We start from the raw sequence: 24,325 nt of genomic DNA on the forward strand, positions 1-24,325 counted from the left end.
CCTGATCCGTCGATTCCGTGTTTGGGCCAATATGGGCGTTCATCCGGTTGAACAAAAGGGCGGATCATGCGTTCGCCCCGAAAGCGCAGCTGCCCGCGCCCGCCCCAGGGGGGTGCCCGGGCCTGTCCGGCCTGCCTGTCCACGGGAACTCTTGCCGGCCGCCCGCCGCTGCGCGGGACAGATGCAACAGGAGGGATTCGGACATGACCGAGACCGACACCGACGCCGCAACAGCGCGGCCCCTGCCGCCCTTCGGGCTGGCGCTGCTGCCGATCGTGCTGACGCTGGGCCTGCTGGCGATCCAGCTTTTCTGGTACGGCGACTTCACGCCCCATATCCCGCTGATCCTGGGGCTTGCGATCACCAGTCTGCTGGGGGTGCTGCGCGGGCAGGGGTGGATGGACATCCGCGCGGGCATCTTTCACGTCATCCATGTGTCGATGCCGTCGCTGTCGGTACTGATCGTGGTGGGAATGATCATCGGCGTCTGGATCGCGTCGGGCACGGTGCCCACGCTGATCTGGTACGGGCTGACGATGCTGAACCCGCAGATCTTCCTGGTGGCGGCCATGGTGCTGTGTTCGGTCGTGTCGCTGTCCCTGGGCACAAGCTGGGGCACCGTGGGCACCGTCGGCGTCGCCCTGATGGGGATCGGGGCGGGGTTCGGCATCCCGCCCTACTGGACCGCGGGGGCGGTCGTGTCGGGGGCGTTCTTCGGGGACAAGATCTCTCCGCTGTCGGACACCACGAACCTTGCCCCGGCGGTGACGGGGGTGAACATCTTCGACCACATCAAGAACATGCTGCCCACGACCGTGCCTGCGATGCTGATCGCCCTGGCGCTCTATTGGCTGGCCGGCAGCTTCCTGATTTCCCCGGCCGAGACAAGCTTTGCCCGGATCGAGGCGATCACCACCACCCTGGACGCCCAGTTCCGCCTGGGGCTGCTGCCGCTGCTGCCCGCCCTGGTGGTCGTGGGGCTGGCCGTCACCCGCCAGCCGCCGCTGCCTTCGCTGTTCGCGGGCGTCCTGCTGGGCGGGCTGATCGCGATCCTGTGGCAGGGGGCGGGGGTGCATGACGTCTTCACCTATGCCCAGTCCGGCTACAGCATCGAAACCGGCATCGCCGACATCGACAACCTTCTGAACGCGGGCGGCATCCAGTCGATGATGTGGACGATCTCGCTGATGCTGATCGCCCTGGGCTTCGGCGGTGCCCTGGAACGCACCGGCTGCCTGGAGTCGATCATCCAGGCAATCATCGGCCGCGTCAAAAGCTTCGCAGCCGTGCAAAGCAGCGCCATCGGCACCGCCTTCGCCACCAATGTCGTCGCGGGCGATCCCTATATCTCGATCGCGCTGCCGGGGCGGATGTATGCGCCGCTGTATCGCGGCATGGGCTATTCCACGCTGAACCTGTCCCGCGCGGTCGAGGAGGGGGGCACGCTGATGTCACCGCTGATCCCTTGGAACGCCGGGGGCGCCTTTGTCATCACCGCCCTGTCGCTGGGCATCATGGACGGCAACCTGACGAACCTGTTGTATATCCCGTTGGCCTTCGCCTGCTGGACGGCGCCGCTGATCGGCATTTTCTATGCCGTCACGGGCCTCTTCTCGCCGCGCGCCACGACAAGCGAGCGCCGCGACTGGGACCACCAGAACGAGGATGTCATGGACCTGGGCGATCACGCCCTGGCAGAAGCTTCGAAATAAGGTCTAGAGATCGAAGCTGGCCAGCACCGGCACATGATCGCTGGGCTGGTCCCATCCCCGGCAGGGGCGCAGGATGCGGCTGGCGTGACCGGCATTGGCGATGTCCCGGCTGGCCCAGATATGATCCAGCCTGCGCCCCTTGTCGGCGGCGTCCCAGTCCTTGGCGCGATAGCTCCACCAGGAATAAAGCAGGCCTGACGGGATGTCCTGGCGCGTCACGTCCACCCAATTGCCCGCGTCCTGGGCGGACAGCAGGTGATCGACCTCGATGGGGGTGTGGCTCACGATCTTCAGCATCTGCTTGTGGGACCACACGTCGTCTTCGCGGGGCGCGATGTTCAGGTCGCCGACCAGGATCGACTTTTGCGGGTTGTCGGCGTGGAAGACGTCGCGCATCTCGGCCACGAAATCCAGCTTTTGGCCGAACTTCTCGTTCACTGTGCGGTCGGGGATGTCGCCGCCTGCGGGCACATACATGTTGTGGATCGTCACGCCGTTTTCCAGCCGCGCCGAGACATGGCGGGCATGGCCCAGGCTGGCATAGTCGCGGTCGCCCGCATCTTCCAGCGGCAGGCGCGACAGGATCGCCACGCCGTTGTAACCCTTCTGCCCCCGCGCCACGACATGGGTGTAGCCAAGCGCCCGGAACTGGTCGAGCGGGATCTTCTCGACCGGGGACTTGCATTCCTGGAGGCAGAGGACATCCGGCGCCTCTTCCTGCAGGAACCGCGCGACCAGACCTTCGCGCAGGCGGACCGAGTTGATGTTCCAGGTGGCGATGGTGAACATGGCAGTCTCCTTTGGTGCGGGGACCCTAGCGGGCGGGGCGGCCGGAGTCGAGTTGAGGTTGCGGAGGAAATTTCCGTGCAACATCAATCGCGGCTTGGTGATCGGGCAAACCGGCGCTAAGCAGCCTCCATCCGGCAAAGGGGGCCAGCATGCGATTGACGGTGGACGAGGCATTGGCGCGCGGCGGGGCCGGGCGGTTTCAGTGGCGGCTTCTGGGGATCTTCGGGCTGGTCTGGGCGGCCGATGCGATGCAGGTGATCGCGGTGGGGTTCGCCGCGCCCTCGGTTGCCGCCACTTTCGGCATCGAACGCGTCACCGCCTTCCAGATCGGCACGGTGTTTTTCGCGGGCATGTTCCTGGGCGCCTTTGCCTTTGGCCGGATCGCGGACCGCATCGGGCGGCGCAACATCCTGGTATTGACCGTGGGGATGGACGCGATCTTCGGGTTGGCGTCGGTCTTTGCGCAGGACTTCACGCTGCTTCTGGTGCTGCGCTTCCTGACGGGCGTGGCCGTGGGCGGCACTTTGCCCGTGGACTACGCGATGATGGCGGAATTCCTGCCGCCGCGGAACCGGGGCCGCTGGCTGGTCTGGCTGGAAGGATTCTGGGCCGTGGGCACGATCGTGGTGGCACTGACCGCCTGGATCGCCGTGGCGCAAGGGGCGGTGGCGCCCTGGCGCTGGATCTTCGCGGTGGCCGCGATCCCGGCGCTGATCGGGATCTTTCTTCGCATGTGGGTGCCGGAATCGCCCATGTACCTGATCCGCAGGGGGGACGCGGCAGGGGCCAAGGCGGTGATCGACCGGGTGCTGGTCACGAACGGGATGCAGGCGCTGCCCCGTGATGCCGAACTGGTTCCCGCGCCGGTGCCGACCGGGGCCGAGACTTCGATCTTTTCGGATCTGCTGCGGGTGCGGACCATCGGCGTGCTGGCGGTGTGGTTCCTGGTGTCGCTGTCCTATTACGGCGTCTTCGTCTGGGTGCCGAACCAGCTTGTGACCGAGGGCTTCGGCTTCGTGCACGGCTACGGCTTTCTGGTGATCCTGGCCCTGGCGCAGGTGCCGGGCTATGCGCTTGCCGCCTGGGGGGTCGAGGCCGTGGGGCGCCGGGCCACGCTGCTGGGGTTCCTGCTTCTCAGCGCCGCCGGTTGCGCGCTGTTCACGGTGGCGACCGGCACGGCCATGGTCGCCACCGCGCTGATCCTGATGAGCTTTGCGCTGCTGGGCACCTGGGGCGCGCTTTACGCCTTTACGCCCGAGCTTTACCCGACCCACCTGCGCGGCACCGGCATGGGCACGGCCAGCGCCATGGCGCGGCTTGGCGGGATCCTGGCGCCCAGCCTGCTGGCCTTCGTCTTCGCCAGGGGGTTCGGCTTTGCCATCGGCGTTTTTGCCGCGCTGCTGCTGCTGGGCGCGCTGGCGCTGCTGCTGGTCAGGGCGGAAACCCGCGATCAGGCCATCGCCTGAAACCGCCAGCCGCCCCGGCCCGTTGCCCTGTCATCACGCGAAAGGATGGGGGCGATGGGGCAACTGGTCGAAGGCGTCTGGAAGGACGAATGGTATGACACGGGGTCGAGCGGCGGCGAGTTCGTCCGCGATACCTCCAGGCACCGCAACTGGGTGACGGCCGATGGCAGCCCCGGCCCGACGGGCGAGGGCGGCTTCAAGGCGGAAAGCGGGCGATACCACCTGTATGTGTCCTATGCCTGCCCTTGGGCGCACCGGACGCTGATCTTCCGGGCGCTGAAGGGTCTGGCGGATCACATCGACATCTCGGTCGTCCATCCCGACATGCTGTGGAACGGCTGGGAATTCCGCACCGATTTCGACGGGGCCACCGGCGACCGGCTGTTCGGCGAGCCTTACCTGTACAAGCTGTATCTGCGGGCCGATCCCAAGGCCTCGGGGCGGGTGACGGTGCCCGTGCTGTGGGACCGGGACGGGGACCGGATCGTGTCCAACGAAAGCAGCGACATCATCCGCATGTTCAATTCCGCCTTTGACGGGGTCACAGGCAATACGGGCGACTACTGGCCCGAAGACCTGCGTGATCAGATCGGACATCTGAACGACCGCATCTATGACACGGTGAACAACGGCGTGTACAAGGCGGGCTTTGCTACGTCGCAGGAAGCCTATGACAAGGCCGTCCACCCGCTGTTCGATAGCCTGGACTGGATCGAGGGGATCCTGTCTGACAACCGCTATCTGGCGGGCGACCGGCTGACCGAGGCCGACTGGCGCCTGTTCACCACCATCGCCCGCTTCGACGCGGTTTATCACACGCATTTCAAATGCAACCGCCATAGGGTCGTCGATTACCCGAACCTGTGGGGATGGGCGCGGGACCTGTATCAGATGCCCGGCGTGGCCGAGACGGTGCGTCCCGACCATTACACGCGGCATTACTACTTCAGCCACGACATGGTGAACCCGCACCGGATCATCCCCATCGGCCCGGATCTGGACTGGACCGCACCGCATAGCCGGGTATGAAAGGGAAGCCCCGGCGCGGGAAACGCCGGGGCATCAGAGGGAGAGAGGGAGGAGAGTGTGGCCGCATCCGCCGGCCACTGGGCTTCGGGGGATGAACGCAAAGTCAGGCCAGAGGTTCCAGAGTGCTGTTCCCCGCCTGCAACCCAAGGCCCGGCTGGCATCGTCAGGCGGCGGAAACCCTTGCCGGGGACCTGCTGACCGTCAGATGCCGGGCGCAGTCGTCCACGAACCTGCCTTGGGTCAGATAGGTGCGGCAGGCCTGGAAGGCCGCATTGGCCATGTGCCGCAGGCGTTCGGGATCGGCCAAGGCATGACGCACGACATCCTCGAAATCGGAAAAATCCCAGCGGACCGGCAGATAGGTTTCATGGGGGCGATAAAGATCGGGCAGGCTGTCCAGATGCGACATATCGGGCTTGACCAGGACCGCGCCGGTCATGAAGGCCTCGATATCGCGCCAGCACAGCTCGCCATAGCCGAAGGGACTCCAGCAAAGCTTCGACTGGCGCAGTTCCCGCAGGAAATGGGTCTTGCTGATCCGCTCGGGCGGGGTGGTGACGATGCCTTGCAGGCCTTGGGTAACCCGGACCGAATGTTCGCGCATCGCCTGATACCAGGATGTTCCCTCGGTCGCGAGGCGGACATGAAGATCAATCGGGCGATCCGCCGGATCGGGGGCCGCGCCCAGGAACCCCGGCATCAGGTGCGGAGCAGCCAGGAAATTCGGCATCAGATCAAGCCGATCCAATAGGGACACCGGCACCTGCCGGTCCACGATCTGCCCCGGAATGCCATAAAGGGTCATGTAGTATTCAGTCAGGTTCGTGTCACCCAACCGGGGGGACAGGAAGGCCTGCCGATCACGGAACAGGGCCTTGCGCAGATAAAGATCCACAAGCGGCTCGAGCGCGCGGCCGAAACGCAGGTCGATATGGGCGAAGCTGTCGAGGAAGACGACCTGGGCTGGATTGTGACGGGTGCGATAACGGGCAATCGCCTCGGCCAGCCGGTCGATGTCTTCGGTAAACCAGGGCTGGATCAGCACGATGTCAGCGGCAGGGACGCTGTCACGGAAGATATCGGTGATGGGCCGGGCGCGGAAATCGGTTCCATAGCGCGCTGCCAATTCGGAACCATAATGAAAATAGGGATAGATGCTGGCCCAGCAGATCCGGTTCGGGTGATGAAGGATGAGAACCCGTGTTTCCGCCCCGCGTGAGAAACCCGTCGCCAGCAAGGATCGAGAGAAGGGTTGATAAACCTGGTGCAGACGTTTGCGCGCCGCCCCGCCCCGGAGGCCGTGACTGAGAAAATACATTGTTAACCATTTCCGAACAGACAGTTACAGGAACAGGATAATCGGTCCGGTGCCGGAAATGCCGTTAATCTGAAGAAGCGGTTAACGGCCCGAAGCCCACTTCACGGGGCCGGGCGGTGAGGAAATGCCTGATCTGGCGGCTGTCTCGCCGGATGGCAACGTCCAGGGGGCAGCCCTCTGCGCCGATCCGGGCCGCAGGGGATGGCGCTTGCCGGATAAGCAAAGGGCCCGGCATCAAGCCGGGCCCTGCAATGTCGGTCCTATCCGGTCACGCCACCAGCCGATACCCCCCCGACTCCGTCACCAGCAGCCGCGCATTGCCCGGATCCGGCTCGATCTTCTGCCGCAGCCGATAGATGTGGGTTTCCAGCGTATGAGTCGTCACGCCGGCGTTGTATCCCCAGACCTCGTGCAGCAGAACGTCGCGGGCGACCACGCCGTCCTGCGCGCGATACAGGAATTTCAGGATGTTGGTTTCCTTCTCGGTCAGGCGGATCTTGCGGTCCTTGCCGTCGATTAGCATCTTCATCGCGGGCTTGAAGGTATAGGGCCCAAGCTGGAAGATCGCGTCCTCGGACTGCTCGTGCGTGCGCAGTTGCGCGCGCAGGCGGGCCAGCAGGACGGGGAACTTGAAGGGCTTGGTGATATAGTCGTTCGCGCCCGCGTCCAAGCCCAGGATCGTGTCGGCGTCGGTGTCGTGGCCGGTCAGCATGACGATGGGGCACTTGACGTTCAGCTTGCGCAGCTTCTTGCACAGTTCCCGCCCGTCGGTGTCGGGCAGGCCCACGTCCAGGATGACCAGGTCGAAGATCGCGCCCTTGGCGGCATCCACGGCGCCCGCACCGGTGCCGGCTTCGGTCACGTCGAATTCGTCGGTGGCGATCAGCTGTTCGGCCAGGGCCTCGCGCAGGTCTTCCTCGTCATCGACCAGCAGGATCTTTTTCAGTCCGGGCATGTTGCCTCCTGTCACATGTTGCGCGATCAGGTGGGCAGCCTCTGCCGTCCCGTCCAGCATCATGTCTGAAATCTCACATGGAGTTGTCGGGAAAGGCGCTTATGTTTCAGATTGTTTCAACCTGCCGGACCCTTGATGAGCCTGATCCCCACCCTGGCCGAGACCGTATCCCGCGCCCGCAGCGACCTGCGCATGGGACTGCCGGTGATGATCGGCCCCTGTCTGGTCGCGGCGGTGGAAACCCTGGCGCCCGCGCGGCTGGAGGCGATCCGCGCCCTTGGACGGCCCGTGCTGGCACTGACCGAGCGGCGGGCCGAGACGCTGAAGGCGCGCGCCTATGACGACGGGCTGGCGCGGGTGATCGTGCCCGACAGCGCCGATCATGCCTGGTTGCGGGCGCTGGCCGATCCCTCGGGCGATCTGATGACGCCGATGAAGGGGCCGCTGTTCACGGAACGCGAAGGCGACGCCACGCCCCATCTGGCCGGGCTGGCGCTGGCGAAATCCGCGCAGCTTCTGCCCGCCGTGCTGGTGGTCGCGGCGGAACCCTTGCCGGGCCTGACGCAGATTGCCCCCGGTCCGCTGCTGGCCCGTCTGGCGCACGAGGCCGCGATGGCCCCGGTTGCCGCCGCCAACCTGCCCCTGATCGCAGCGGAACGGTCCCGCCTGCACATCTTCCGTCCCGATGACGGCGGGGCCGAGCATTACGCCATCGAGATCGGCGATCCCCCTCGCGACGCGCCCGTCCTGACGCGGCTGCATTCGGCCTGCTTCACGGGCGACGTGCTGGGCAGCCTGAAATGCGACTGCGGACCCCAGCTTCATGCCGCGCTGTCGGCCATGGGTCAGGCGGGGCAGGGGGTGCTGCTGTATCTGAACCAGGAAGGCCGGGGGATCGGGCTTGCCAACAAGATGCGGGCCTATGCGTTGCAGAACCAGGGTTTCGATACGGTGCAGGCCAACCACCGCCTGGGGTTCGAGGATGACGAGCGCGATTTCCGCATCGGCGCGGCCCTGCTGCGGCGGATGGGGTTTTCGCAGGCCCGGTTGATGACCAACAACCCCCGCAAGGTTGCGATGATGGAAAGCCACGGCATCGCTGTCACCGAACGGGTGCCGCTGGTCGTCGGACGCAACCGCTTCAACGAGGCCTATCTGGATACCAAGGCCGAAAAGTCGGGGCATCTGCTGTGAGGCCGGACGATCTGGTCCTGACGCCCCAGGGGGTTCGGTATCGCGGGCGCCTGTTTCCGTGCAGCATCGGCAAGCGCGGCGTGACGCGCGACAAGCGCGAGGGGGACAAGTCCACGCCCTCAGGGATCATGCGGATCACCGGACTGTGGTATCGCCCCGACCGCCTGGCGCGGCCCGCCCCCTGGGCCCGCCCCATCGGCCCGGGCGACCTGTGGTGCGATGCGCCGGATCATCCGGGTTACAACCATCACGCCCGGGTGCCACTGGCAGCCAGCCACGAAAGGCTGCGCCGGTCCGATCCGCTGTATGATCTGGTGCTGACGACGGACTGGAACTGGCCCGATGCCGTGCCGGGCCGGGGGTCTGCGATCTTTCTGCACCAGTGGCGCAGGGCGGGTTTCGGCACGGAAGGATGCATCGCCTTTGCAAGGTCGCACCTGATCTGGATTGCCCGCCATGCGCAGCCGGGCACGCGGGTGATCGTGCCCTAAAGCGCGTTTCTGGGCATCGGCAGCTCGCCCCGATTATAGGGGCCCCAATCCGTCACCTCGGGATAGAACTGCCTGCGCCAGGCGCGGACGCGCGGGTTCATCCACCGCCGCCACAAGGGGGGAACCATCGCGGCCCAGGTCATCAGCGGATAGCCATGGGGCAGTTGCGGGGCCTCGTCTTCCCCATAAGTCTGCAGCAGGGGAAAGCGTCGGTCCGGCTTGTAGTGGTGGTCCGAATGGCGCTGCAGGTTGATCAGCAGCCAGTTGGACGCGGTGTGGCTGGCATTCCAGCTATGGCGCGGCAGGATATGTTCATAACGGCCATCCCCCAGGTGCTTGCGTGTCAGGCCGTAATGTTCGACGTAATTCACGACCTCAAGCTGCCAGACGGCGACGAACGCCTGGAAGACGAACAGCCCCAGGCCCTGTATGCCGCCCAGGGCCAGCGCCAGCAGGATCATCCCCCCTTGCAGCGCGGCGTAACGCCAGAACGGGTTGCGCCGGTCCCAGGGGCTGCGCCCCGCCCGCGCCAGCAGCCGGGTTTCCGCGCGCCAGGCGCTGCCCGGGCCATCGCGCAGCACGCGCCAGAAGAAACGCCAGAACCCCTCGTTATAACGTGCCGATACCGCGTCGCGAGGGGTGGAAACCCAGGCGTGATGGACCAGCAGATGCTCGGTCCTGAAATGCGAATAAAGCGTCGAGGCCAGCAGAAGGTCGCCCATCCAGCGTTCGAGGGCAGTTTTCTGATGCAGCAGTTCATGCGCATAGACCATGCCGATGGTGCCCGACAGGACGCCCACGCCGAAGAACAGGCCCAGTTTTTCCAGCCCTGACAGATGGCCCGCATGGGTCGCATACCAGATGCAGCCGAAAATCGCGGCGAATTGCAGCGGAAACCAGATCATCGTCACCGCGCGGTGCCAGAAAAGCCGCGCGGTTTCCGTCTGCGGATCGGGATTTTCGGTATTCAGCCCCAGCACGCCATCCAGGGCCGTCGTCAGATACCAGGCATAGGCGGGCAGCAGCATGAACCACAATCCCCCCCAGGCCGCCGCAAGCGCAACCAGAGGCAGCATGACGACGGACATCCAGAAGGGCGCGGCCGGGGGCAGGCCGTTGGGTGAAACGCTCATGCCCACGATGTTACGCGGCGATTTCCGCCCGCGCCATATCCCAGACCTTGCGCATCAGGCCGGGCAGCGCGTCCCGGTCGATTTGCCGCAGGTTGACCAGATGGCCGCGTGCGGGCGGCCCGTCCAGATCGCCCAGCATCACCTGCAGGGACAGGTTGAAATGGGTGAAGACATGCCGGACATGGCCGATGTGCCGCCAGTCCGCTGCGCCCGGCGGCGGCAGGTCGCGTCCGTCCCAATGGGCCGAGGGAAAGGCCAGCGTGCCCCCCAGAAGACCCTTGGACGGCCGTTCCTCGAACAGCACCGCGTCGCCCTGGCGGGCGACCCAGGCGATGCCGGTCCGGTCGGGCTTGGCGGCTTTCGGCGCCTTGCGGGGCAGGCTGGCGGCGATGCCCTGGGCGCGGGCATCGCAGTCGTGGATCAGCGGGCAGATGCCGCAGGCCGGGCTGCGCGGCGTGCAGATGGTGGCGCCCAGGTCCATCATCGCCTGCGCGTAATCGCCTGGCCGCTGCTGAGGGGTCAGGGTTTCGGCAAGCGCCACAAGTTCGGGCTTGGCGGCGGGAAGAGGCGTTTCCACCGCGAACAGCCGCGCCACCACGCGTTCGACATTGCCGTCCACCACGGTTTCCGGGGCATCATGGGTGATCGCCGCAATCGCGGCCGAGGTATAGGAACCGATCCCCGGCAAGTCCCGCAAACCGTCGCGCGTAGCCGGAAAGCCGCCCCTAGCCGCCACCACGCGGGCACAGGCCAGCAGGTTGCGGGCGCGGGCGTAATAGCCAAGTCCCGCCCATTCGGCCATCACCTGCGCATCCGGCGCGGCCGCCAGATCCTGCACGGTCGGCCACAGCGTCGTGAATCGCTCGAAATAGGCCTTCACCGCCGCCACGGTGGTCTGCTGCAGCATCACCTCGGACAGCCAGACGCGGTAGGGGTCGGCCTTGCCGCCGCCGGGCGGCACGCGCCAAGGCAGGACGCGCGCGTGGCGGTCATACCAGTCCAGCAGTCGCGGGGCGATCACCTTGGTGTCACGCAATTATCAGTCCCTCGTTTCCCTTGCCCGGCTTTCATCCGGGAAAGCGTCTGATAAGGATATGGGGGTGATAGCCCGGCAGGCAAAGATGGCACGACCGACCGACCATAATCCGAACCACACGGCCCGCCGCAGGCGCGGCTTCCAGCAGGCGTCGATCCTGCTGGCGGACCGGGTCCAGAAGGCCGCCGAAGGGCGGGGCTTCGCCATGGCGCGCCTTCTGACCCACTGGCCGGAGATCGCCGGACCCCAGCTTGCGGCCATGACCCGGCCCGTGCGCATCAGCCATGCGCGCACCGGCTTTGGCGCGACGCTGACCCTGCTGACCACCGGGCCGACCGCGCCGCTGGTCGAAATGCAGCTGCCGCAGCTGCGCGAACGGGTCAACGCCTGCTATGGCTACAACGCCGTGCAGCGCATCGTGCTGACCCAGACCGCGGCAAGCGGATTTGCCGAGGGGCAGGCGGTCTTTGCCACCGCGCCCGCCAAGGCCGCGCCGCCCGATCCGCAGGTCCGCGAACAGGCCGACCTGATCGCGCGCCAGTTCCAGGATCCCACGCTGGCCGAGGCGATGGCCCTGCTGGCCGTGAACATCGCAACCAAACGACACCGGAACCACCGAAAGGATTTTCCATGCTGATCCGCTCTGCCGCAGCCGCTCTGGCGCTTGCCTTTGCTGCCCCCGCCGTCATGGCCCAGGACGCCCCTGCCGCACAGGCGGAAACCCTGCCCGACATCGCCCTGGGCGCCGAAGACGCGCCGCTGACGATCGTGGAATACGCCAGCTTCACCTGCGGCCATTGCGCCAATTTCCACGAGGAAAGCTGGCCGAAGCTCAAGGCCGAATATGTCGATACCGGCAAGGTGAAATTCATCCAGCGCGACGTCTATTTCGACCAGCCGGGCCTGTGGGCGGGCGTCCTGGCCCGCTGCGGCGGGGACGACAAGTATTATGCCGTGTCCGACATGCTGTTCGACGAACAACAGGAATGGCTGGCCGGCGGCACCGGCGAGGAGATCGCCGCCAACCTGCGCAAGATCGGCCTGAAGGCCGGCATGACCGATGAACAGATGACCGCCTGCTGGGAAGATACCGCCAAGGCCGAACAGTTGATCGCGACCTTCCAGCAGAACGCCAGCGCCGACGAGATCGAGGCGACGCCGACCTTCATCATCGGCGGCGAAAAGGTCCAGAACCAGCCCTGGGACGACATCAAGGGCATCATCGACGCCAAGCTGGCCGAGGCGAACTGAGCCGCGATGCGGCCCGTCCGCGACCGGGCGGGCCGGTTCATCGGCGGAATTGCCTTTTGATTGTCGGGACAGCATGATTTGCAGGCGCCGGGATGGCGCGTGGCTTACAGGAAAGCTGTCATGATCAGAGAGTTCAGGGAATTCATCGCCCGCGGCAATGTCATCGACCTTGCCGTCGGGATCATCATCGGCGCGGCCTTCACGGCGATCGTGAATTCCCTTGTGGCCGATCTTATAAACCCGATCCTTGGTCTGCTGACCGGCGGGGTGGATTTCACCAACAAGTATTTCGTCCTGTCCGGCAATGTTCCCGAAGGCGCAAGCCTTGCCGCCGCCCGCGATTCGGGCGCGGCAGTCTTTGCCTATGGCGCCTTTGCCATGGCGGTGCTGAACTTTCTGATCATCGCCTGGGCGGTGTTCCTGCTGGTCAAGGCGGTGAACCGCTTGCAGCGCATGGCTATGAAGCCCAAGGAAGAAGTCGCGGCCGGCCCCACGCAAGAGGAGTTGCTGGCCCAGATCCGCGACCTGCTGGCGGACCGGACCGTCTGGGCCGACGGTCCCGCACCGCGGATCTGAGCCTGGGCCGCGCCCGCTTCAGCTTGCCAGCAACTGATCGGGCGTGATCGCCTCCAGTCCCAATGCATCGCCCACCGGGGGCGAGGTCAGCCGCCCCTGATGCGTTGACAGGCCCGCGCGCAGGTGGGGATCCTCCAGCACCGCCTGCCGCCAGCCCTTGTCCGCAAGCGCCAGCATGAAGGGCAGGGTGGCGTTCCCCAGGGCCTGGGTCGATGTCCGCGCCACGGCGCCGGGCATGTTCGCCACGCAGTAATGCACGATCCCGTCCACCTCATAGATCGGGTCCTGGTGGGTCGTCGGGCGCGACGTCTCGAAGCAGCCGCCCTGGTCGATGGCCACGTCCACCAGAACCGCGCCCGGCTGCATCGTGCCAAGCTGGTCGCGCGAAACCAGCTTGGGCGCGGCGGCGCCGGGGATCAGCACCGCGCCGATTACCATGTCGGCCCTGCGGATCAGGTCGGCCGTGGCGGCCGCGCTGGAATACTGGGTGGTCAGCCTGCCCATGAAGATGTCGTCGAGGTATGACAGCCGCGCCACCGAGCGGTCCGTGACCGTCACATTGGCGCCCATGCCCACGGCCACCCGCGCTGCCGCCGTGCCCACCACGCCGCCACCGATGATCACGACATTCGCGGGCCTGACGCCCGGCACGCCGCCCAACAGAACGCCGCGTCCGCCATTGGCCTTTTGCAGCGCCCAGGCGCCCATCTGCGGGGCCAGCCGACCCGCCACCTCGGACATCGGCGCCAGCAGGGGCAGCCCGCCGCGCGCATCCGTCACGGTTTCATAGGCGATGGCGGTCACGCCCGACGCCAGCAGGTCGCGGGTCTGGTCGGGGTCGGGCGCCAGATGCAGATAGGTGAACAGCACCTGCCCGTCGCGCAGCATCCTGCGCTCTGCCGCCTGGGGTTCCTTGACCTTCACGATCATGTCCGCCGCATCGAAGACGGATTTCGCGTCCGGTGCGATACTGGCCCCCGCAGCCGCATAGTCGTCGTCCGTGAAGCCCGCGCCAAGACCCGCGCCGCTTTCCACGATGACGCCGTGGCCACGGGACACGGCCTCGGTCGCGGCGGCAGGGGTCAGGCCCACGCGGAATTCCTGCGGCTTGATTTCCCTTGGACAGCCAATCTTCATCTTATCCTCCCTTGTTTTGGTCCAGTGTGGCACCGGCCCGTTGCAAGGTGCTGCGAAGGTTTTGCCCTCTGGCTTGGACCCGCCACAGAAAACGATGGAAATCGGTTCATCCGTCGAAGATTATCCCGCTATGTCTGATCTTGATGCAATAGACCGCCGGATCCTGGCCCTGCTTCAGAAAGAAGGGCGAATCAGCAATGCCGAACTGGCGCTGCGGGTGCATCTGTCGCCCTCGGCCTGCCACCGCCGCGTCCAGCGGCTTGAGGAGACGGGTGTGATCCACGGCTATGTCGCGCTTCTGGATGCGCGGAAACTGCGCCGCCAGACCACGGTTTTCGTGGAGATCACCCTGTCCGGCCAGGCCGACGAGGTGCTGGAGGCGTTCGAGAAGGGCGTGCGCGCCATCCCCGACGTGCTGGAATGCCACTTGATGGCGGGGACCGCCGATTACCTGCTGAAGATCGTGGTCGAGGATACCGACGACTTCGCCCGCATCCATCGCCAGCATCTTGCCCGGCTGCCAGGGGTGGCTCAGATGCATTCGTCCTTTGCGCTGCGCACGGTGTTCCGCACCACGGCGATCCCGGTGTGACATGGCCGTAAGCCGCCGCCGCCTGCTGTCCCTGCTGGCCGCCGCCGCGGCCTCGCCGTCCCTGGCCCAGCCCCCGCAAGACCCGCCCGACGAGATCGCCCATCCCCGCGCCAGCCATTTCGCCTTCGGCCCCTCGGGCGACCAATGGCGGATCCATGTGGGCCTTCCCGATGCGCCGCCCCCGCCGCAGGGATATTCGGCGATCCTGTCGCTGGACGCCCGGAAGACCTTTCCGCAGTTCTGGCGGCACCGCGAGGCCAGGGCCGCAAAGGCGCCGGTGATCTTGTTCGGCATCGGCTACGAAGGCGCCATCCGCCGCTGGCGCGACCTGACCTCGCGGGCGATGCAGCCGGTTCAGCCGATCCTTTTCTATCGCGGGGCGCCTGCCGACCGCGTGACGGGCGGGCGGGACGCCTTCCTGTCCATGATCGCCGATCAACTGTTGCCCGAACTGGCCCGCCGTTATCCCCTGAACCGGGGCGACATGACGATCTATGGCCATTCGCTGGGCGGGTTGTTCGTCCTGCACGCGCTGTTCACCCGTCCGCACCTGTTCGCGCGCCATGTGGCCGCCGACCCCTCGGTCTGGTGGAACGCGGGCGAATCCCAGCGCGAGGCGCAGGCTTTCGCGGGCGGGGTTGCGGCGGCGGGCGGGATCGTCGATCCCGTGATCCAGGTGATGATCGCGCAGGCAGGACGGGCACGCCAGGGGCATCCCCACGATCCCACCGCCCTGGTTCGGATCCTGTCAGGGATCCCTGGGATCGAGACCCTGTATCGGCCCTATCCCCAGGAAAATCACGGTTCGCTGATGGCACCCTCGACGCTGGATGCCTTGGACCTGCATTTGCGGGGATAGAGATTCAGGCAGGTATCGCCCGCGCCTGCGAGGCCAGGCCGGCCGCATAGCCGACCGCGAGGGAGAGGAACACCATTTCACCGCCGTCCTCGATGATGCCGACGATGCCGCCGAGTATCGAATAGGCCGGCGTATAGACGTGCAGGAAATCGATCGCAGAAGCGCAGAACGCGGCGGCCCCCAGCAAAAGGAACAGCGCAACGGTTTGACGCCTGATGATGAAAGGGGCCTTGATCCAGCCATAGACCAGGGTTCCGGCAACTGCGATCCCTTCGAACGCTATGAAGATCAGTTCTCCGGCCCCTGGCGGCAGAGCCAGGCCCGGAGCAATCGCCGCGACCAAGGGCGAAGCAAAGCGTTCGTGCAGTTGCAGGCTGTCGTCCAGCAAGGCGACAAGGGAAAAGATGAAGAATCCCAGATAGATGACCTGTCTTTGCCTGCGCAGCAGCAGCGCCGACAGCGCTGCAAGGACCAACCATTTGATGTAAGTCAAGACCTCGCCCATGGCCCAGTCGCGGTCGATGCGCAAGGCCTCGGGGAAGGTGGGAATCAATCCGTTCAGGAACAGCAAGCCGAGAACTGAATGAAGCAGGATCAGGACGGCATCGGCGATCAAGAACCCTATCAGGATGGGAACGTTAAACCCTGTCTCTCCGTAGTGAGAGATGGCAGCCAACCGGGATTTACCCCGATAGGGAAAACCGTTTCCTGAAATCATGATACTCATACACCACAGACGAACACAAAAACGTCACATAAGTTAACCGTTGAGGCAACCGCCTTGTGGCTGTGGATGGGCCAAACGCAAACCCCCGCAGCCTTGGGCTGCGGGGGTTTGTCATGAAACGCTGTCGCGCCGTCTTGCGGTGCGCCTTGGCGGCCCCTTAAAGGGCGCCTTCGCGCTGGGCCTTTTTCCGGGCCAGCTTGCGGGCGCGGCGCACGGCCTCGGCCTGCTCACGGGCTTTCTTGACGGACGGTTTCTCGAAATGCTGCCGAAGCTTCATTTCGCGGAACACGCCCTCGCGCTGAAGTTTCTTCTTCAGGGCACGAAGCGCCTGTTCGACGTTGTTGTCGCGAACGTTGACCTGCATGTGGTTGTCACCACCTTCCTAGGTTAGAGTTGCAAAGATTGCAGGATGCGCCCCCCTATCAAAGCCGGGCGCCCTTGTCCAGAGAGGCTGCCATGACCCGAACCGACCGCGACGCCCTTCTTGACGCCGCCCTGGCCCATGTCCCCTTCGAAGGGATGAACGACCGCGCCCTGATGGCGGGCGCCCGCGACCTGAACATGTCGCCCGACCTCGCGCGGGTGCATTTCCCCCAAGGCGGGGCGGGCCTTGCCGCCGCCTATCATCGCCGCGCGGATGCGATGCTGCGCGACAGCCTGTCCCAGACCCCGCCGGGCGGCCGTTTTCGCGATCGCGTGGCCGAGGCGATCTGGCGCCGCCTGATGCTGGTCGATGCCGAACTGGTGCGCGCGGGGGCCGCGACCTTGTCGCTGCCGCAGAATGCGGCGCTTGCGGCCCGGCTGGTTTGGGAAACGGCGGATGTGATCTGGACCGGGCTTGGCGACACGTCGCGCGACGTCAACTGGTATTCGAAACGCGCCACCCTGTCTGCGGTCATCAGCGCCACGGTTCTGTTCTGGCTGGGCGACGATTCGCCCGACCATGCCGAAACCCGCGGCTTCATCGACCGCCGCATCGACGGAGTGATGCGGTTCGAATCGGTAAAATCGACCTTGCGCAAGCTGCCGGGCGCGGAAACGTTGGCGCAGATGGCCTTTGGCTGGATCCGCGCGCCCGAACCGCGCAACCTGCCCGGCCGCACCCGTCCCTGACGCAAGGAGTAGGAATGTTTCCCGATGCCATGAACGCGGTCGAGATCGCCGCGCCCGGTGACGCCAGCGCGCTGCGGCCGACCAGCCGCCCGGTTCCGGTGCCGCGCCACGACCAGATCCTGATCCGCGTGGCCTGGGCGGGCGTGAACCGGCCCGACGTGCTGCAACGCCAGGGTCTCTATGCGCCACCGGCGGACGCGTCCGACCTGCCGGGGTTGGAGGTGTCGGGCGAAATCGTGGGAATGGGCGCGGGCGTCACCCGCTGGAGAAAGGGGGAACAGGTCTGCGCGTTGGTGCCCGGCGGCGGTTACGCGGAATATGTGGCCTGCCACGCCGATCACGCGCTGCGCATCCCCTATGGCCTGGGCTTGCGCGAAGGGGCCTGCCTGCCCGAAACCGCATTCACCGTCTGGTCGAACGTCGTCACGCGCGGCGGGCTGACCGGGGGCGAACGCTTCCTGGTCCATGGCGGCAGTTCCGGCATCGGCATGATGGCGATCCAGATCGCCCGCGCCTTGGGCGCCCGCGTCTTCGCCACCGCCGGCACCAACGAGAAATGCGCAGCCATCGCCGCCCTGGGCGCCAGGCCGATCAATTACCGGACCGAGGATTTCACCAAGGTCATGGCGGCCGAGGATGGGGCGGATCTGATCCTCGACATGGTGGGGGGAAGCTATATCCCGAAGAACATCAGGGCCCTGGCTCCCGACGGGCGGCTGGTGATGATCGCCTTCCTGGAAGGGCCGAAGGTGGAACTGAACTTCGCGCAGATCATGGCCAAGCGCCTGACCGTCACCGGATCGACGCTGCGCCCGCAATCGGACGCCGCCAAGGCCGAGATCGCCGAAGCCCTGCGCAAGCGGTTGTGGCCGCTGATATCGGCCGGGACGGTCAAGGTCAGGATCGACAGCGAGTTTGGCTTGAAGGATGCGGCCCAGGCGCATCGGCGGATGGAAAGCAGCCAGCATATCGGCAAGATCGTCCTGAAGGTGGCGGGCGAGGGTGCTTGAGGCGCGGGCAGGAGCCTCCGGCGGGGATATTTGAAGCACAGAAGATGACAGGGAGGCACACAGACCTTGCGGGCGTTCGTCCCCAAGGTCTGTGGCATCTCCTGTGGCGGTCATCGGCGTCCCCGCCTGTACCGCCTCATTACTTTGCCACGAGGGTGTTAAAACAGCGTAAACGCCGCATCTTCTGTGCTGAAATATCCCGGGGGAGGCCCGCAGGGCCGGGGGCAGTGCCCCCAGGATTCAGCGCACCTTTTCCATCAGCACGCTTGGCCGTGTGCAATCTCTTTGCACGTCGGGGGCGCAGTCGCGCGGTTGCAGGTTCCGGGTCAGGCAGATGCGGACCTCGGCCAGGATTTCGGCCTTGCAGGTGACGGTGACACCATCGGGCGTCAGGCGAGGATTGGCTTCCAGAAAGGCTTCCTCGACCACCGCCGGGGGCAGGGTGATGTCACGGGGCAGGCCGTCGAAGGGGCGGGGGATTTCGACCCTTTCGGCGGCCTCTCGCAGGGTGGCAAGATATTCCGCCGCCGACAGTCCCGAACAGCGGCCATGTTTCCGCCACTGGTAAAGGGCCAGCCCTGGCGCCATCAGGTCGCCCATGGCCTGCACCTCGCGCCGCGACGGGTCGCGTTCCGGGGTGTCGCAGTATTCCGGCCATCCTTGTTCATGTTGCGGCCAAAGCCCGTGAACCGTGAAGTCCAGGCCGCTGCCCCGGCCGCATTCCGTGGCATCGCGTCCGTCGCCCGTGTCCCGGCACCAGCTTGGCTGCCAACTGAGCGCGAGGACATAATAATCGAAATCGCCCGCCCCATCGGCGGTGGCGGGGACCGGCCACAGGGCCAGAGCAAGCGGGATCAGGAACGCGGCTTTCATGGCGCCACCATGACCTGCGCAAGGCCGGGCGTCCATCGGGCGGCGCGAATCCTCTTTTCCCCGCGCGCCGAAATCGCTATATGACCCGACAATTCCCCCCGAAAACGAGGAATGGCACCCGCCAAAAGCCGTTTTTCCGGCCTGAAACCTGCTGTTCGGGGCAGACACGCGAAGGAGATGGACATGAGCAAGCCTTTGATGGCCAAGGCGACCGCCGTCTGGCTGGTGGACAATACCACGCTGAGCTTCAAGCAGATCGGCGATTTCTGCGGATTGCACGAACTGGAAGTGCAGGGCATCGCCGACGGCGACGTGGCGGCAGGCGTCAAGGGCTATGACCCGGTCGCGTCGCACCAGCTTGACCCCGAGGAAATCCGCAAGGGCGAGGCCAGCCCCACCTACAAGCTGCGCCTGAAGCACAACCCCGCCGCCGAGGGCGAGGAAAAGCGCCGCGGGCCGCGTTATACGCCGCTGTCCAAGCGCCAGGACCGTCCGAACGCGATCCTGTGGCTGGTCAAGTTCCATCCCGAACTGCCGGACGCGGCCATCGCCAAGCTGGTGGGGACGACGAAGCCCACGATCGCGTCGATCCGGGAACGGACCCACTGGAACATCCAGAACATGCAGCCGATCGACCCGGTCGCCCTGGGCCTGTGCCGCCAGACCGAACTGGACGCCGCCGTTCAGAAGGCGGCCAAGAAGGCCGCTGCCACCGGCGAGGTGATGAGCGACGACGAACGCCGCAAGCTGGTCAGCACCGAGACCTCGCTGTCGATGAGCGACGAGCCGCGCCTGCCGTCCTCGATCGCGGGGCTTGAGAATTTCTCGCTGACGCGGGACGAGGACAAGGCGCCCGAACGCGATCTGGACGCCGACAGCTTCTTCAACCTGCCCGACGCGGATGAGGATGAGGACGACGAGGGTCGCTGATCCTTGCCCATGAAGACCATGAAAAAGGGCCGGTGCGTCGATGCGCACCGGCCCTTTTCCGTTCAGGCGGGGATCAGGCCCGGCCGCGCACCAGGCGGACCAGCCAGATCAGGATGCAGGCGCCGATCACGGCCACGATCAGCTGGCCGATGATGCTGCCCCCTGCGCTGCTGCCAATCAGCGCGTCGAAGATGAAGTTACCGATCAGCGCGCCGACGATGCCGACGACGATGTTCATCAGCAGCCCGGTATCGGTTTTCATGATCTTTTCGGCGATCCACCCTGCGATTGCGCCCAGGATGATCGACATAATCCAGCCAAAACCTTCCATGCACTTCCCCTTTTGCCAATGACCCCGCGTAACCGGAAGAAGGGGTCCTCGCCTGTCAATGCGCGGTGCCCCTCTTGCGTTCCCGCAAGCGACGGAAATCGTTGCGGTCTGTCAGATCGACAGGCAGATGTATTTCAACTCCAGATAATCCTCGATGCCGTGGCGACTGCCCTCGCGGCCCAGGCCCGACTGCTTGACGCCGCCGAAGGGCGCCACCTCGGTCGAGATGATCCCGGTGTTCACGCCGACGATGCCGTATTCCAGCGCCTCCTGCACGCGGGTGATGCGACCGATGTCGCGGGCGTAGAAATAGGACGCCAGGCCGAAGATCGTGTCGTTGGCCTTTTGGACGACCTCCTCCTCGGTCTCGAACTTGAACAGGGGCGCCAGGGGGCCGAAGGTTTCCTCGGTCGCGACCTTCATGCGGTCGGTGACGCCGGTGACGACGGTGGGCTTGAAGAACAGCCCCTCCATCCGCTCGCCGCCCGTGACGATTTGCCCACCGCCGTCCAGCACGTCGCGGATATGTTCCTCGACCTTCTCGACCGCATCCTCGTTGATCAGGGGGCCGGTGGTCACGCCGTCTTCCAGCCCGTCGCCCACGCGCAGCTTGTCCACAGCCGCCGCCAGCTTTTGCGCGAAAGCGTCATAAACACCGGCCTGGACATAGATCCGGTTCGCGCAGACGCAGGTCTGGCCGTTGTTGCGGAACTTCGACGCCATCGCGCCCTCGACCGCGGCGTCCAGGTCGGCGTCGTCGAAGACGATGAAGGGCGCGTTGCCGCCCAGTTCCATGCTGCACTTCATCACTTGGTCGGCGGCCTGGCGCAAAAGGATCCGCCCTACCTCGGTCGAGCCGGTGAAGGTCAGCTTGCGCACCAGCGGGTTTTCGCAGAACTCCTTGCCGATGTCGCTGGACCGTGACGAGGTGACGACCGACAGGATGCCCTTGGGCAGGCCCGCGCGTTCGCCCAGCACCGCCATGGCCAGGGCGGACAGCGGGGTTTCCGCCGCCGGGCGGGCCACGAAGCCGCAGCCCACGGCCAGGGCAGGGGCGACCTTGCGCGCGATCATGGCGTTGGGGAAGTTCCACGGCGTAATGGACCCCACCACGCCGATGGGTTGGCGCAGCACGGTCAGGCGCTTGTCGGGCATGTGGCCGGGGATGGTTTCGCCATAGACGCGCTTGGCTTCCTCGCCGAACCATTCGACGAAGCTGGCGCCATAGGCGATCTCGCCCTTGGCCTCGGGGAAGGGCTTTCCCATCTCGGCGGTCAGGATGCGGGCCAGGTCGTCCTGGTTCTGCATCATCAGGTCGAACCACTTGCGCATCACCCCTGCGCGGTCCTTGGCGGTGCGGGCGGCCCAGCCCTTCATCGCTTCGGCCGCGGCCTCGATGGCGCGGGCGGCGTCCTGGCGGTCCATGTCGGCGACCCTTGCGATCACGTCGCCGCGGGCCGGGTTCGTCACGTCGAAGGTGGCGCCGTCCCGCGCCTCGACCCATTCGCCGGCGACAAAGGCGCGGGTTTCCAGCAGCGAGGGATCGCGCAGCAGGGTTTTCAGATCGGTTGAATGCTTGGTCATGGCTGGCTCCGTATCGGTCAGGCCAAGATCAGCACGCGGGCCGAGGGATGTCAAAGCGGCGACGATGCCATGCGCGGCATCGGAAAAAAGTCGCGCCCTGCGTGAAACCCGTGAACCAAATGCGCGCAGCGGCGTTGGACCGGTATCGCTAAGCCTTCCCTCTTGGCGACCCTCTCTCTGATCTGGGGCGGTGCGCCGGTCGCGCGCCGCCCCTTTTTCATGCCTGAAGACTGCTCCAGCAGGGTTGCAGGTCGCCGGGCGCAGGGCTGGCGGCATGGACGCCGCGGGCTATGGCACGGGCCAGGCAGGATGCCGCGGCGTGCCCCAGCAGGAAGGGATCGGCAACGGGATCGGCCAGTGGCTTGGCGCCGGTCGAGACGGCAAAGACCAGGTCCCCGTCGAATGGTGTGTGGCTGGGCACCAGGGCGCGGGACATGCCGTCATGGGCGGCGACGGCCATGCGTTGCAGCGCCGGTTTGTCCAGGGCTGCGTTGGTGGCGACGATGGCGATGGTCGTGGCCTCGCCCAACCGCTTGGCGGGCGCGGGTTCATGGGTGGCGGGGAAGCTGGCGGGCAGGCCAAGGCCACCGAACTCGGCCCCCAGTTCCCAGGGGGCGGCCCAGAACTGCTGCGTCTTGCCCACCGTCGCCTGCCCAAGCGCATTGACCGCGACCAAGGCACCGACCGTCAGCCCGTTCTCCAGCACCGCTGACGCCGAGCCGAGCCCGCCTTTCAGAGTCCCCGTCATGGCCCCGGTCCCCGCGCCCGCCGTGCCCAGGGCAAAATCGGCGGCGGCGGCATCGAAGGCCGCGCGCCCAAGCGCCGGATAGGGGTTGTCGGACCACCCCTTGTCCCCGCCGTTCAGCAGGTCGAAGACGATCGCCCCCGGCACGATCGGCACCCGCACGGGGCCTACGGGAAAGCCCCGCCCCATCGCGCGCAGGCCCGCCATCACCCCGTCGCAGGCCGCAAGGCCAAAGGCCGACCCGCCCGACAGCACCAGCCCATCGACGCAGGCCACCAGCTTGTCAGGGGCCAGCAGATCGGTTTCCCGCGTGCCGGGCGCGCCGCCCATGACATGAACCGCCGCCGCGAAGGGCGCGTCCGCCGTCAGCACCGTGACACCCGATTTCAGATGCGGGTCGGCGGCGTTCCCGACCCGCAGGCCAGGGATGTCGGTGATCCGGTTCCGGGTCCCCGGTTTCATGCGCTATCCCTTCGTGAAGGCGATCTGGCGCACGCGGACATGGCGCAAGGATTCCACCATCAGCGCGGTCATCAGGCCAAAGCTCAGCAGCCCGTTGGCGGCGGCCAGGCCCCCCAGGATGCGCCATTCCTCGGGCATCAGCACGTCGCCGTAACCCAGCGTCGTGAAGGTCACGAGGGTGAAATACATCGCCTCCTCGAAATCGGCGAAGATGCGCAGCAGGTGGAATGCTCCGGCCCAAAGCCAGACCGACATCGTCACCATCGCCAGCACCGCCAGGCTGGAGGCCAGCACGATCAGGATCAGCTTGGGCCGGTGCGGGGCCTGCACCAGCCATCCTTCCCAGCGGGCGAAAGCCGTCTCCAGCAGCCAGATCCACAAGCCCGCGATGCCAATGCTGACCAGCATCAAGGCGGATCCGAACGCGATCTGTCCCAGCATGGCGGCCTCCCTTGCTGCAAGGGCTAATCCCGCCGGGGCCCGCGCGCAACGCGCATCTTTACAGACTGCCGCAGCACGCCTATCTGACAGCCTCATGGCCACCGATCCCGACAAGAACTACAAGATCATCGCCGAAAACCGGCGGGCGCGCTTCGATTACTTCATCGAAAGCGACCTCGAGGTCGGCATCGTCCTGACCGGGTCCGAGGTGAAGTCTCTGCGCACCGGCCAGTCCAACATCGCCGAAAGCTATGCCTCGGTCGAGGATGGAGAGCTTTGGCTGATCAACGGCTATATCGCCGCCTACAAGCAGGCGGGGGTCTTCGGCCACGAGGAACGGCGCCGCCGCAAGCTGCTGGTCAGCCGCAAGGAACTGGCGCGGCTGTGGCAGGCCGTGGGGCGCGAGGGGATGACGCTGGTCCCGCTGGTGATGTATTTCAATCACCGCGGCATCGTGAAGCTGAAGATCGGCGTGGCCAAGGGCAAGAAGGTCGCCGACAAGCGCGAGACAAGCGCCAAGCGCGACTGGAACCGCCAGAAGCAGCGGCTGCTGAAGCAGGGTTAGGCCATT

Annotated in this window: 27 protein-coding genes; 14 read left to right on the forward strand and 13 right to left on the reverse strand. The window is 66.0% G+C overall.

Annotation, left to right across the window (positions count from 1 at the left end; translation table 11 throughout):
• The first annotated feature begins 203 nt into the window (after positions 1-203).
• On the forward strand, positions 204-1,712 hold the full coding sequence (gene nhaC, locus RAH32_RS10520) for a Na+/H+ antiporter NhaC (protein WP_306607865.1): 1,509 nt from the start codon (positions 204-206) through the stop codon (positions 1,710-1,712).
• Positions 1,713-1,715: 3 nt separating this feature from the next.
• Here the strand turns inward: nhaC and RAH32_RS10525 are convergent, their stop codons facing one another.
• The gene (locus RAH32_RS10525; protein WP_306607867.1) at positions 1,716-2,501 is read right to left on the reverse strand and encodes an exodeoxyribonuclease III; all 786 of its coding nucleotides are present in this window, start codon (positions 2,499-2,501) and stop codon (positions 1,716-1,718) included.
• Between the two features lie 149 nt (positions 2,502-2,650).
• Here RAH32_RS10525 and RAH32_RS10530 point away from each other — a divergent pair, with 149 nt between their 5' ends.
• Positions 2,651-3,967, forward strand: coding sequence for an MFS transporter (locus tag RAH32_RS10530; RefSeq protein ID WP_306607869.1), 1,317 nt, complete (start codon positions 2,651-2,653; stop codon positions 3,965-3,967).
• A 54-nt stretch (positions 3,968-4,021) separates the two neighbouring features.
• Positions 4,022-4,996 (forward strand): glutathione S-transferase family protein, encoded by a 975-nt coding sequence (locus RAH32_RS10535; RefSeq protein WP_306607871.1) that lies wholly within the window; start codon positions 4,022-4,024, stop codon positions 4,994-4,996.
• 163 nt (positions 4,997-5,159) lie between these two features.
• On the opposite strand, the gene RAH32_RS10540 is transcribed toward RAH32_RS10535, so the two are convergent.
• Both RAH32_RS10540 and RAH32_RS10545 read right to left on the reverse strand, forming a co-directional pair.
• A complete protein-coding gene (locus RAH32_RS10540; RefSeq protein ID WP_306607873.1) occupies positions 5,160-6,122 on the reverse strand; it encodes a glycosyltransferase family protein in 963 nt (320 codons plus the stop codon).
• 460 nt (positions 6,123-6,582) lie between these two features.
• Positions 6,583-7,269 carry a response regulator transcription factor gene (locus RAH32_RS10545; protein ID WP_306607875.1) on the reverse strand — a complete coding sequence of 229 codons (687 nt, stop codon included), beginning with the start codon at positions 7,267-7,269 and terminating at the stop codon, positions 6,583-6,585.
• A 135-nt stretch (positions 7,270-7,404) separates the two neighbouring features.
• On the opposite strand from RAH32_RS10545, the gene ribA reads away from it, so the two are divergent.
• Together ribA and RAH32_RS10555 are read left to right on the forward strand one after the other, a co-directional pair.
• A complete protein-coding gene (ribA, locus tag RAH32_RS10550; protein ID WP_306607877.1) occupies positions 7,405-8,463 on the forward strand; it encodes a GTP cyclohydrolase II in 1,059 nt (352 codons plus the stop codon).
• Positions 8,460-8,954, forward strand: coding sequence for a L,D-transpeptidase family protein (locus RAH32_RS10555; protein WP_306607879.1), 495 nt, complete (start codon positions 8,460-8,462; stop codon positions 8,952-8,954). Before ribA ends, RAH32_RS10555 begins: the two co-directional genes overlap by 4 nt.
• On the opposite strand, the gene RAH32_RS10560 is transcribed toward RAH32_RS10555, so the two are convergent.
• Positions 8,951-10,087 (reverse strand): alkane 1-monooxygenase, encoded by a 1,137-nt coding sequence (locus RAH32_RS10560; RefSeq protein WP_306607881.1) that lies wholly within the window; start codon positions 10,085-10,087, stop codon positions 8,951-8,953. The two genes, RAH32_RS10555 and RAH32_RS10560, sit on opposite strands and share 4 nt — an antisense overlap.
• 10 nt (positions 10,088-10,097) lie before the next feature.
• Positions 10,098-11,123, reverse strand: a complete 1,026-nt coding sequence (locus tag RAH32_RS10565; RefSeq protein ID WP_306607883.1) for an A/G-specific adenine glycosylase — start codon at positions 11,121-11,123, stop codon at positions 10,098-10,100.
• An 85-nt stretch (positions 11,124-11,208) separates the two neighbouring features.
• Here RAH32_RS10565 and RAH32_RS10570 point away from each other — a divergent pair, with 85 nt between their 5' ends.
• From RAH32_RS10570 to mscL, 3 genes are all read left to right on the forward strand, one after another.
• Entirely contained in the window at positions 11,209-11,760 is a 552-nt protein-coding gene (locus tag RAH32_RS10570; RefSeq protein WP_306607886.1) for a DUF721 domain-containing protein, read from the forward strand.
• A complete protein-coding gene (locus RAH32_RS10575; protein WP_306607888.1) occupies positions 11,754-12,374 on the forward strand; it encodes a DsbA family protein in 621 nt (206 codons plus the stop codon). Before RAH32_RS10570 ends, RAH32_RS10575 begins: the two co-directional genes overlap by 7 nt.
• A 120-nt stretch (positions 12,375-12,494) precedes the next feature.
• Positions 12,495-12,950 (forward strand): large conductance mechanosensitive channel protein MscL, encoded by a 456-nt coding sequence (mscL, locus tag RAH32_RS10580; protein WP_306607890.1) that lies wholly within the window; start codon positions 12,495-12,497, stop codon positions 12,948-12,950.
• A gap of 18 nt (positions 12,951-12,968) precedes the next feature.
• On the opposite strand, the gene ald is transcribed toward mscL, so the two are convergent.
• A complete protein-coding gene (gene ald, locus RAH32_RS10585; protein WP_306607891.1) occupies positions 12,969-14,087 on the reverse strand; it encodes an alanine dehydrogenase in 1,119 nt (372 codons plus the stop codon).
• A 130-nt stretch (positions 14,088-14,217) separates the two neighbouring features.
• Between ald and RAH32_RS10590 the strand changes: the two genes are divergently transcribed.
• Complete coding sequence (locus RAH32_RS10590) at positions 14,218-14,679, forward strand: Lrp/AsnC family transcriptional regulator (RefSeq protein WP_103173147.1); 462 nt, start codon at positions 14,218-14,220, stop codon at positions 14,677-14,679.
• Position 14,680: 1 nt separating this feature from the next.
• Complete coding sequence (locus RAH32_RS10595; protein ID WP_306607895.1) at positions 14,681-15,538, forward strand: alpha/beta hydrolase; 858 nt, start codon at positions 14,681-14,683, stop codon at positions 15,536-15,538.
• Between the two features lie 4 nt (positions 15,539-15,542).
• On the opposite strand, the gene RAH32_RS10600 is transcribed toward RAH32_RS10595, so the two are convergent.
• Positions 15,543-16,256: a DUF8692 domain-containing protein gene (locus RAH32_RS10600; protein ID WP_306607897.1), complete on the reverse strand. Its 714-nt coding sequence runs from the start codon at positions 16,254-16,256 to the stop codon at positions 15,543-15,545.
• Between the two features lie 166 nt (positions 16,257-16,422).
• The gene (rpsU, locus tag RAH32_RS10605) at positions 16,423-16,629 is read right to left on the reverse strand and encodes a 30S ribosomal protein S21 (protein ID WP_103173489.1); all 207 of its coding nucleotides are present in this window, start codon (positions 16,627-16,629) and stop codon (positions 16,423-16,425) included.
• A 92-nt stretch (positions 16,630-16,721) separates the two neighbouring features.
• Between rpsU and RAH32_RS10610 the strand changes: the two genes are divergently transcribed.
• Entirely contained in the window at positions 16,722-17,378 is a 657-nt protein-coding gene (locus tag RAH32_RS10610) for a COQ9 family protein (RefSeq protein WP_306607900.1), read from the forward strand.
• A 14-nt stretch (positions 17,379-17,392) separates the two neighbouring features.
• Positions 17,393-18,388, forward strand: a complete 996-nt coding sequence (locus RAH32_RS10615; RefSeq protein ID WP_306607902.1) for an NAD(P)H-quinone oxidoreductase — start codon at positions 17,393-17,395, stop codon at positions 18,386-18,388.
• Between the two features lie 240 nt (positions 18,389-18,628).
• Here RAH32_RS10615 and RAH32_RS10620 read toward each other — a convergent pair whose 3' ends face one another.
• Positions 18,629-19,261 (reverse strand): ribonuclease T2 family protein, encoded by a 633-nt coding sequence (locus RAH32_RS10620; RefSeq protein ID WP_306607904.1) that lies wholly within the window; start codon positions 19,259-19,261, stop codon positions 18,629-18,631.
• A gap of 183 nt (positions 19,262-19,444) precedes the next feature.
• Here RAH32_RS10620 and RAH32_RS10625 point away from each other — a divergent pair, with 183 nt between their 5' ends.
• Positions 19,445-20,191 carry a DUF1013 domain-containing protein gene (locus RAH32_RS10625; RefSeq protein WP_103173485.1) on the forward strand — a complete coding sequence of 249 codons (747 nt, stop codon included), beginning with the start codon at positions 19,445-19,447 and terminating at the stop codon, positions 20,189-20,191.
• A 73-nt stretch (positions 20,192-20,264) separates the two neighbouring features.
• Here the strand turns inward: RAH32_RS10625 and RAH32_RS10630 are convergent, their stop codons facing one another.
• The 4 genes from RAH32_RS10630 to RAH32_RS10645 form a co-directional block, all read right to left on the reverse strand.
• Positions 20,265-20,522, reverse strand: coding sequence for a GlsB/YeaQ/YmgE family stress response membrane protein (locus tag RAH32_RS10630; RefSeq protein ID WP_306607906.1), 258 nt, complete (start codon positions 20,520-20,522; stop codon positions 20,265-20,267).
• 111 nt (positions 20,523-20,633) lie between these two features.
• The gene (locus tag RAH32_RS10635; protein WP_306607908.1) at positions 20,634-22,106 is read right to left on the reverse strand and encodes an NAD-dependent succinate-semialdehyde dehydrogenase; all 1,473 of its coding nucleotides are present in this window, start codon (positions 22,104-22,106) and stop codon (positions 20,634-20,636) included.
• Positions 22,107-22,323: 217 nt separating this feature from the next.
• Positions 22,324-23,313, reverse strand: a complete 990-nt coding sequence (locus RAH32_RS10640; protein WP_306607910.1) for a P1 family peptidase — start codon at positions 23,311-23,313, stop codon at positions 22,324-22,326.
• Positions 23,314-23,316: 3 nt separating this feature from the next.
• Positions 23,317-23,754 (reverse strand): ion channel, encoded by a 438-nt coding sequence (locus RAH32_RS10645; protein WP_306607912.1) that lies wholly within the window; start codon positions 23,752-23,754, stop codon positions 23,317-23,319.
• 94 nt (positions 23,755-23,848) lie between these two features.
• On the opposite strand from RAH32_RS10645, the gene smpB reads away from it, so the two are divergent.
• Complete coding sequence (gene smpB, locus RAH32_RS10650; protein WP_306607914.1) at positions 23,849-24,319, forward strand: SsrA-binding protein SmpB; 471 nt, start codon at positions 23,849-23,851, stop codon at positions 24,317-24,319.
• Positions 24,320-24,325: the final 6 nt, after the last annotated feature.

This window comes from Paracoccus yibinensis (assembly GCF_030846195.1).
Classification (GTDB): domain Bacteria; phylum Pseudomonadota; class Alphaproteobacteria; order Rhodobacterales; family Rhodobacteraceae; genus Paracoccus; species Paracoccus yibinensis.

Bases quoted from the DNA above. Each gene is read 5' to 3' on its own strand.
- RAH32_RS10570 (WP_306607886.1), top strand. From the start codon at position 11,209: ATGGCACGACCGACCGACCATAATCCGAACCACACGGCCCGCCGCAGG.
- RAH32_RS10640 (WP_306607910.1), bottom strand. From the start codon at position 23,313: ATGAAACCGGGGACCCGGAACCGGATCACCGACATCCCTGGCCTGCGG.
- RAH32_RS10610 (WP_306607900.1), top strand. From the start codon at position 16,722: ATGACCCGAACCGACCGCGACGCCCTTCTTGACGCCGCCCTGGCCCAT.
- RAH32_RS10620 (WP_306607904.1), bottom strand. From the start codon at position 19,261: ATGAAAGCCGCGTTCCTGATCCCGCTTGCTCTGGCCCTGTGGCCGGTC.
- RAH32_RS10635 (WP_306607908.1), bottom strand. From the start codon at position 22,106: ATGACCAAGCATTCAACCGATCTGAAAACCCTGCTGCGCGATCCCTCG.
- smpB (WP_306607914.1), top strand. From the start codon at position 23,849: ATGGCCACCGATCCCGACAAGAACTACAAGATCATCGCCGAAAACCGG.
- RAH32_RS10545 (WP_306607875.1), bottom strand. From the start codon at position 7,269: ATGCCCGGACTGAAAAAGATCCTGCTGGTCGATGACGAGGAAGACCTG.
- RAH32_RS10575 (WP_306607888.1), top strand. From the start codon at position 11,754: ATGCTGATCCGCTCTGCCGCAGCCGCTCTGGCGCTTGCCTTTGCTGCC.
- RAH32_RS10560 (WP_306607881.1), bottom strand. From the start codon at position 10,087: ATGAGCGTTTCACCCAACGGCCTGCCCCCGGCCGCGCCCTTCTGGATG.
- ald (WP_306607891.1), bottom strand. From the start codon at position 14,087: ATGAAGATTGGCTGTCCAAGGGAAATCAAGCCGCAGGAATTCCGCGTG.
- RAH32_RS10600 (WP_306607897.1), bottom strand. From the start codon at position 16,256: ATGATTTCAGGAAACGGTTTTCCCTATCGGGGTAAATCCCGGTTGGCT.
- RAH32_RS10625 (WP_103173485.1), top strand. From the start codon at position 19,445: ATGAGCAAGCCTTTGATGGCCAAGGCGACCGCCGTCTGGCTGGTGGAC.
- RAH32_RS10630 (WP_306607906.1), bottom strand. From the start codon at position 20,522: ATGGAAGGTTTTGGCTGGATTATGTCGATCATCCTGGGCGCAATCGCA.
- RAH32_RS10590 (WP_103173147.1), top strand. From the start codon at position 14,218: ATGTCTGATCTTGATGCAATAGACCGCCGGATCCTGGCCCTGCTTCAG.
- ribA (WP_306607877.1), top strand. From the start codon at position 7,405: ATGAGCCTGATCCCCACCCTGGCCGAGACCGTATCCCGCGCCCGCAGC.
- RAH32_RS10535 (WP_306607871.1), top strand. From the start codon at position 4,022: ATGGGGCAACTGGTCGAAGGCGTCTGGAAGGACGAATGGTATGACACG.
- RAH32_RS10615 (WP_306607902.1), top strand. From the start codon at position 17,393: ATGTTTCCCGATGCCATGAACGCGGTCGAGATCGCCGCGCCCGGTGAC.
- rpsU (WP_103173489.1), bottom strand. From the start codon at position 16,629: ATGCAGGTCAACGTTCGCGACAACAACGTCGAACAGGCGCTTCGTGCC.
- RAH32_RS10595 (WP_306607895.1), top strand. From the start codon at position 14,681: ATGGCCGTAAGCCGCCGCCGCCTGCTGTCCCTGCTGGCCGCCGCCGCG.
- RAH32_RS10525 (WP_306607867.1), bottom strand. From the start codon at position 2,501: ATGTTCACCATCGCCACCTGGAACATCAACTCGGTCCGCCTGCGCGAA.
- RAH32_RS10530 (WP_306607869.1), top strand. From the start codon at position 2,651: ATGCGATTGACGGTGGACGAGGCATTGGCGCGCGGCGGGGCCGGGCGG.
- mscL (WP_306607890.1), top strand. From the start codon at position 12,495: ATGATCAGAGAGTTCAGGGAATTCATCGCCCGCGGCAATGTCATCGAC.
- nhaC (WP_306607865.1), top strand. From the start codon at position 204: ATGACCGAGACCGACACCGACGCCGCAACAGCGCGGCCCCTGCCGCCC.
- RAH32_RS10645 (WP_306607912.1), bottom strand. From the start codon at position 23,754: ATGCTGGGACAGATCGCGTTCGGATCCGCCTTGATGCTGGTCAGCATT.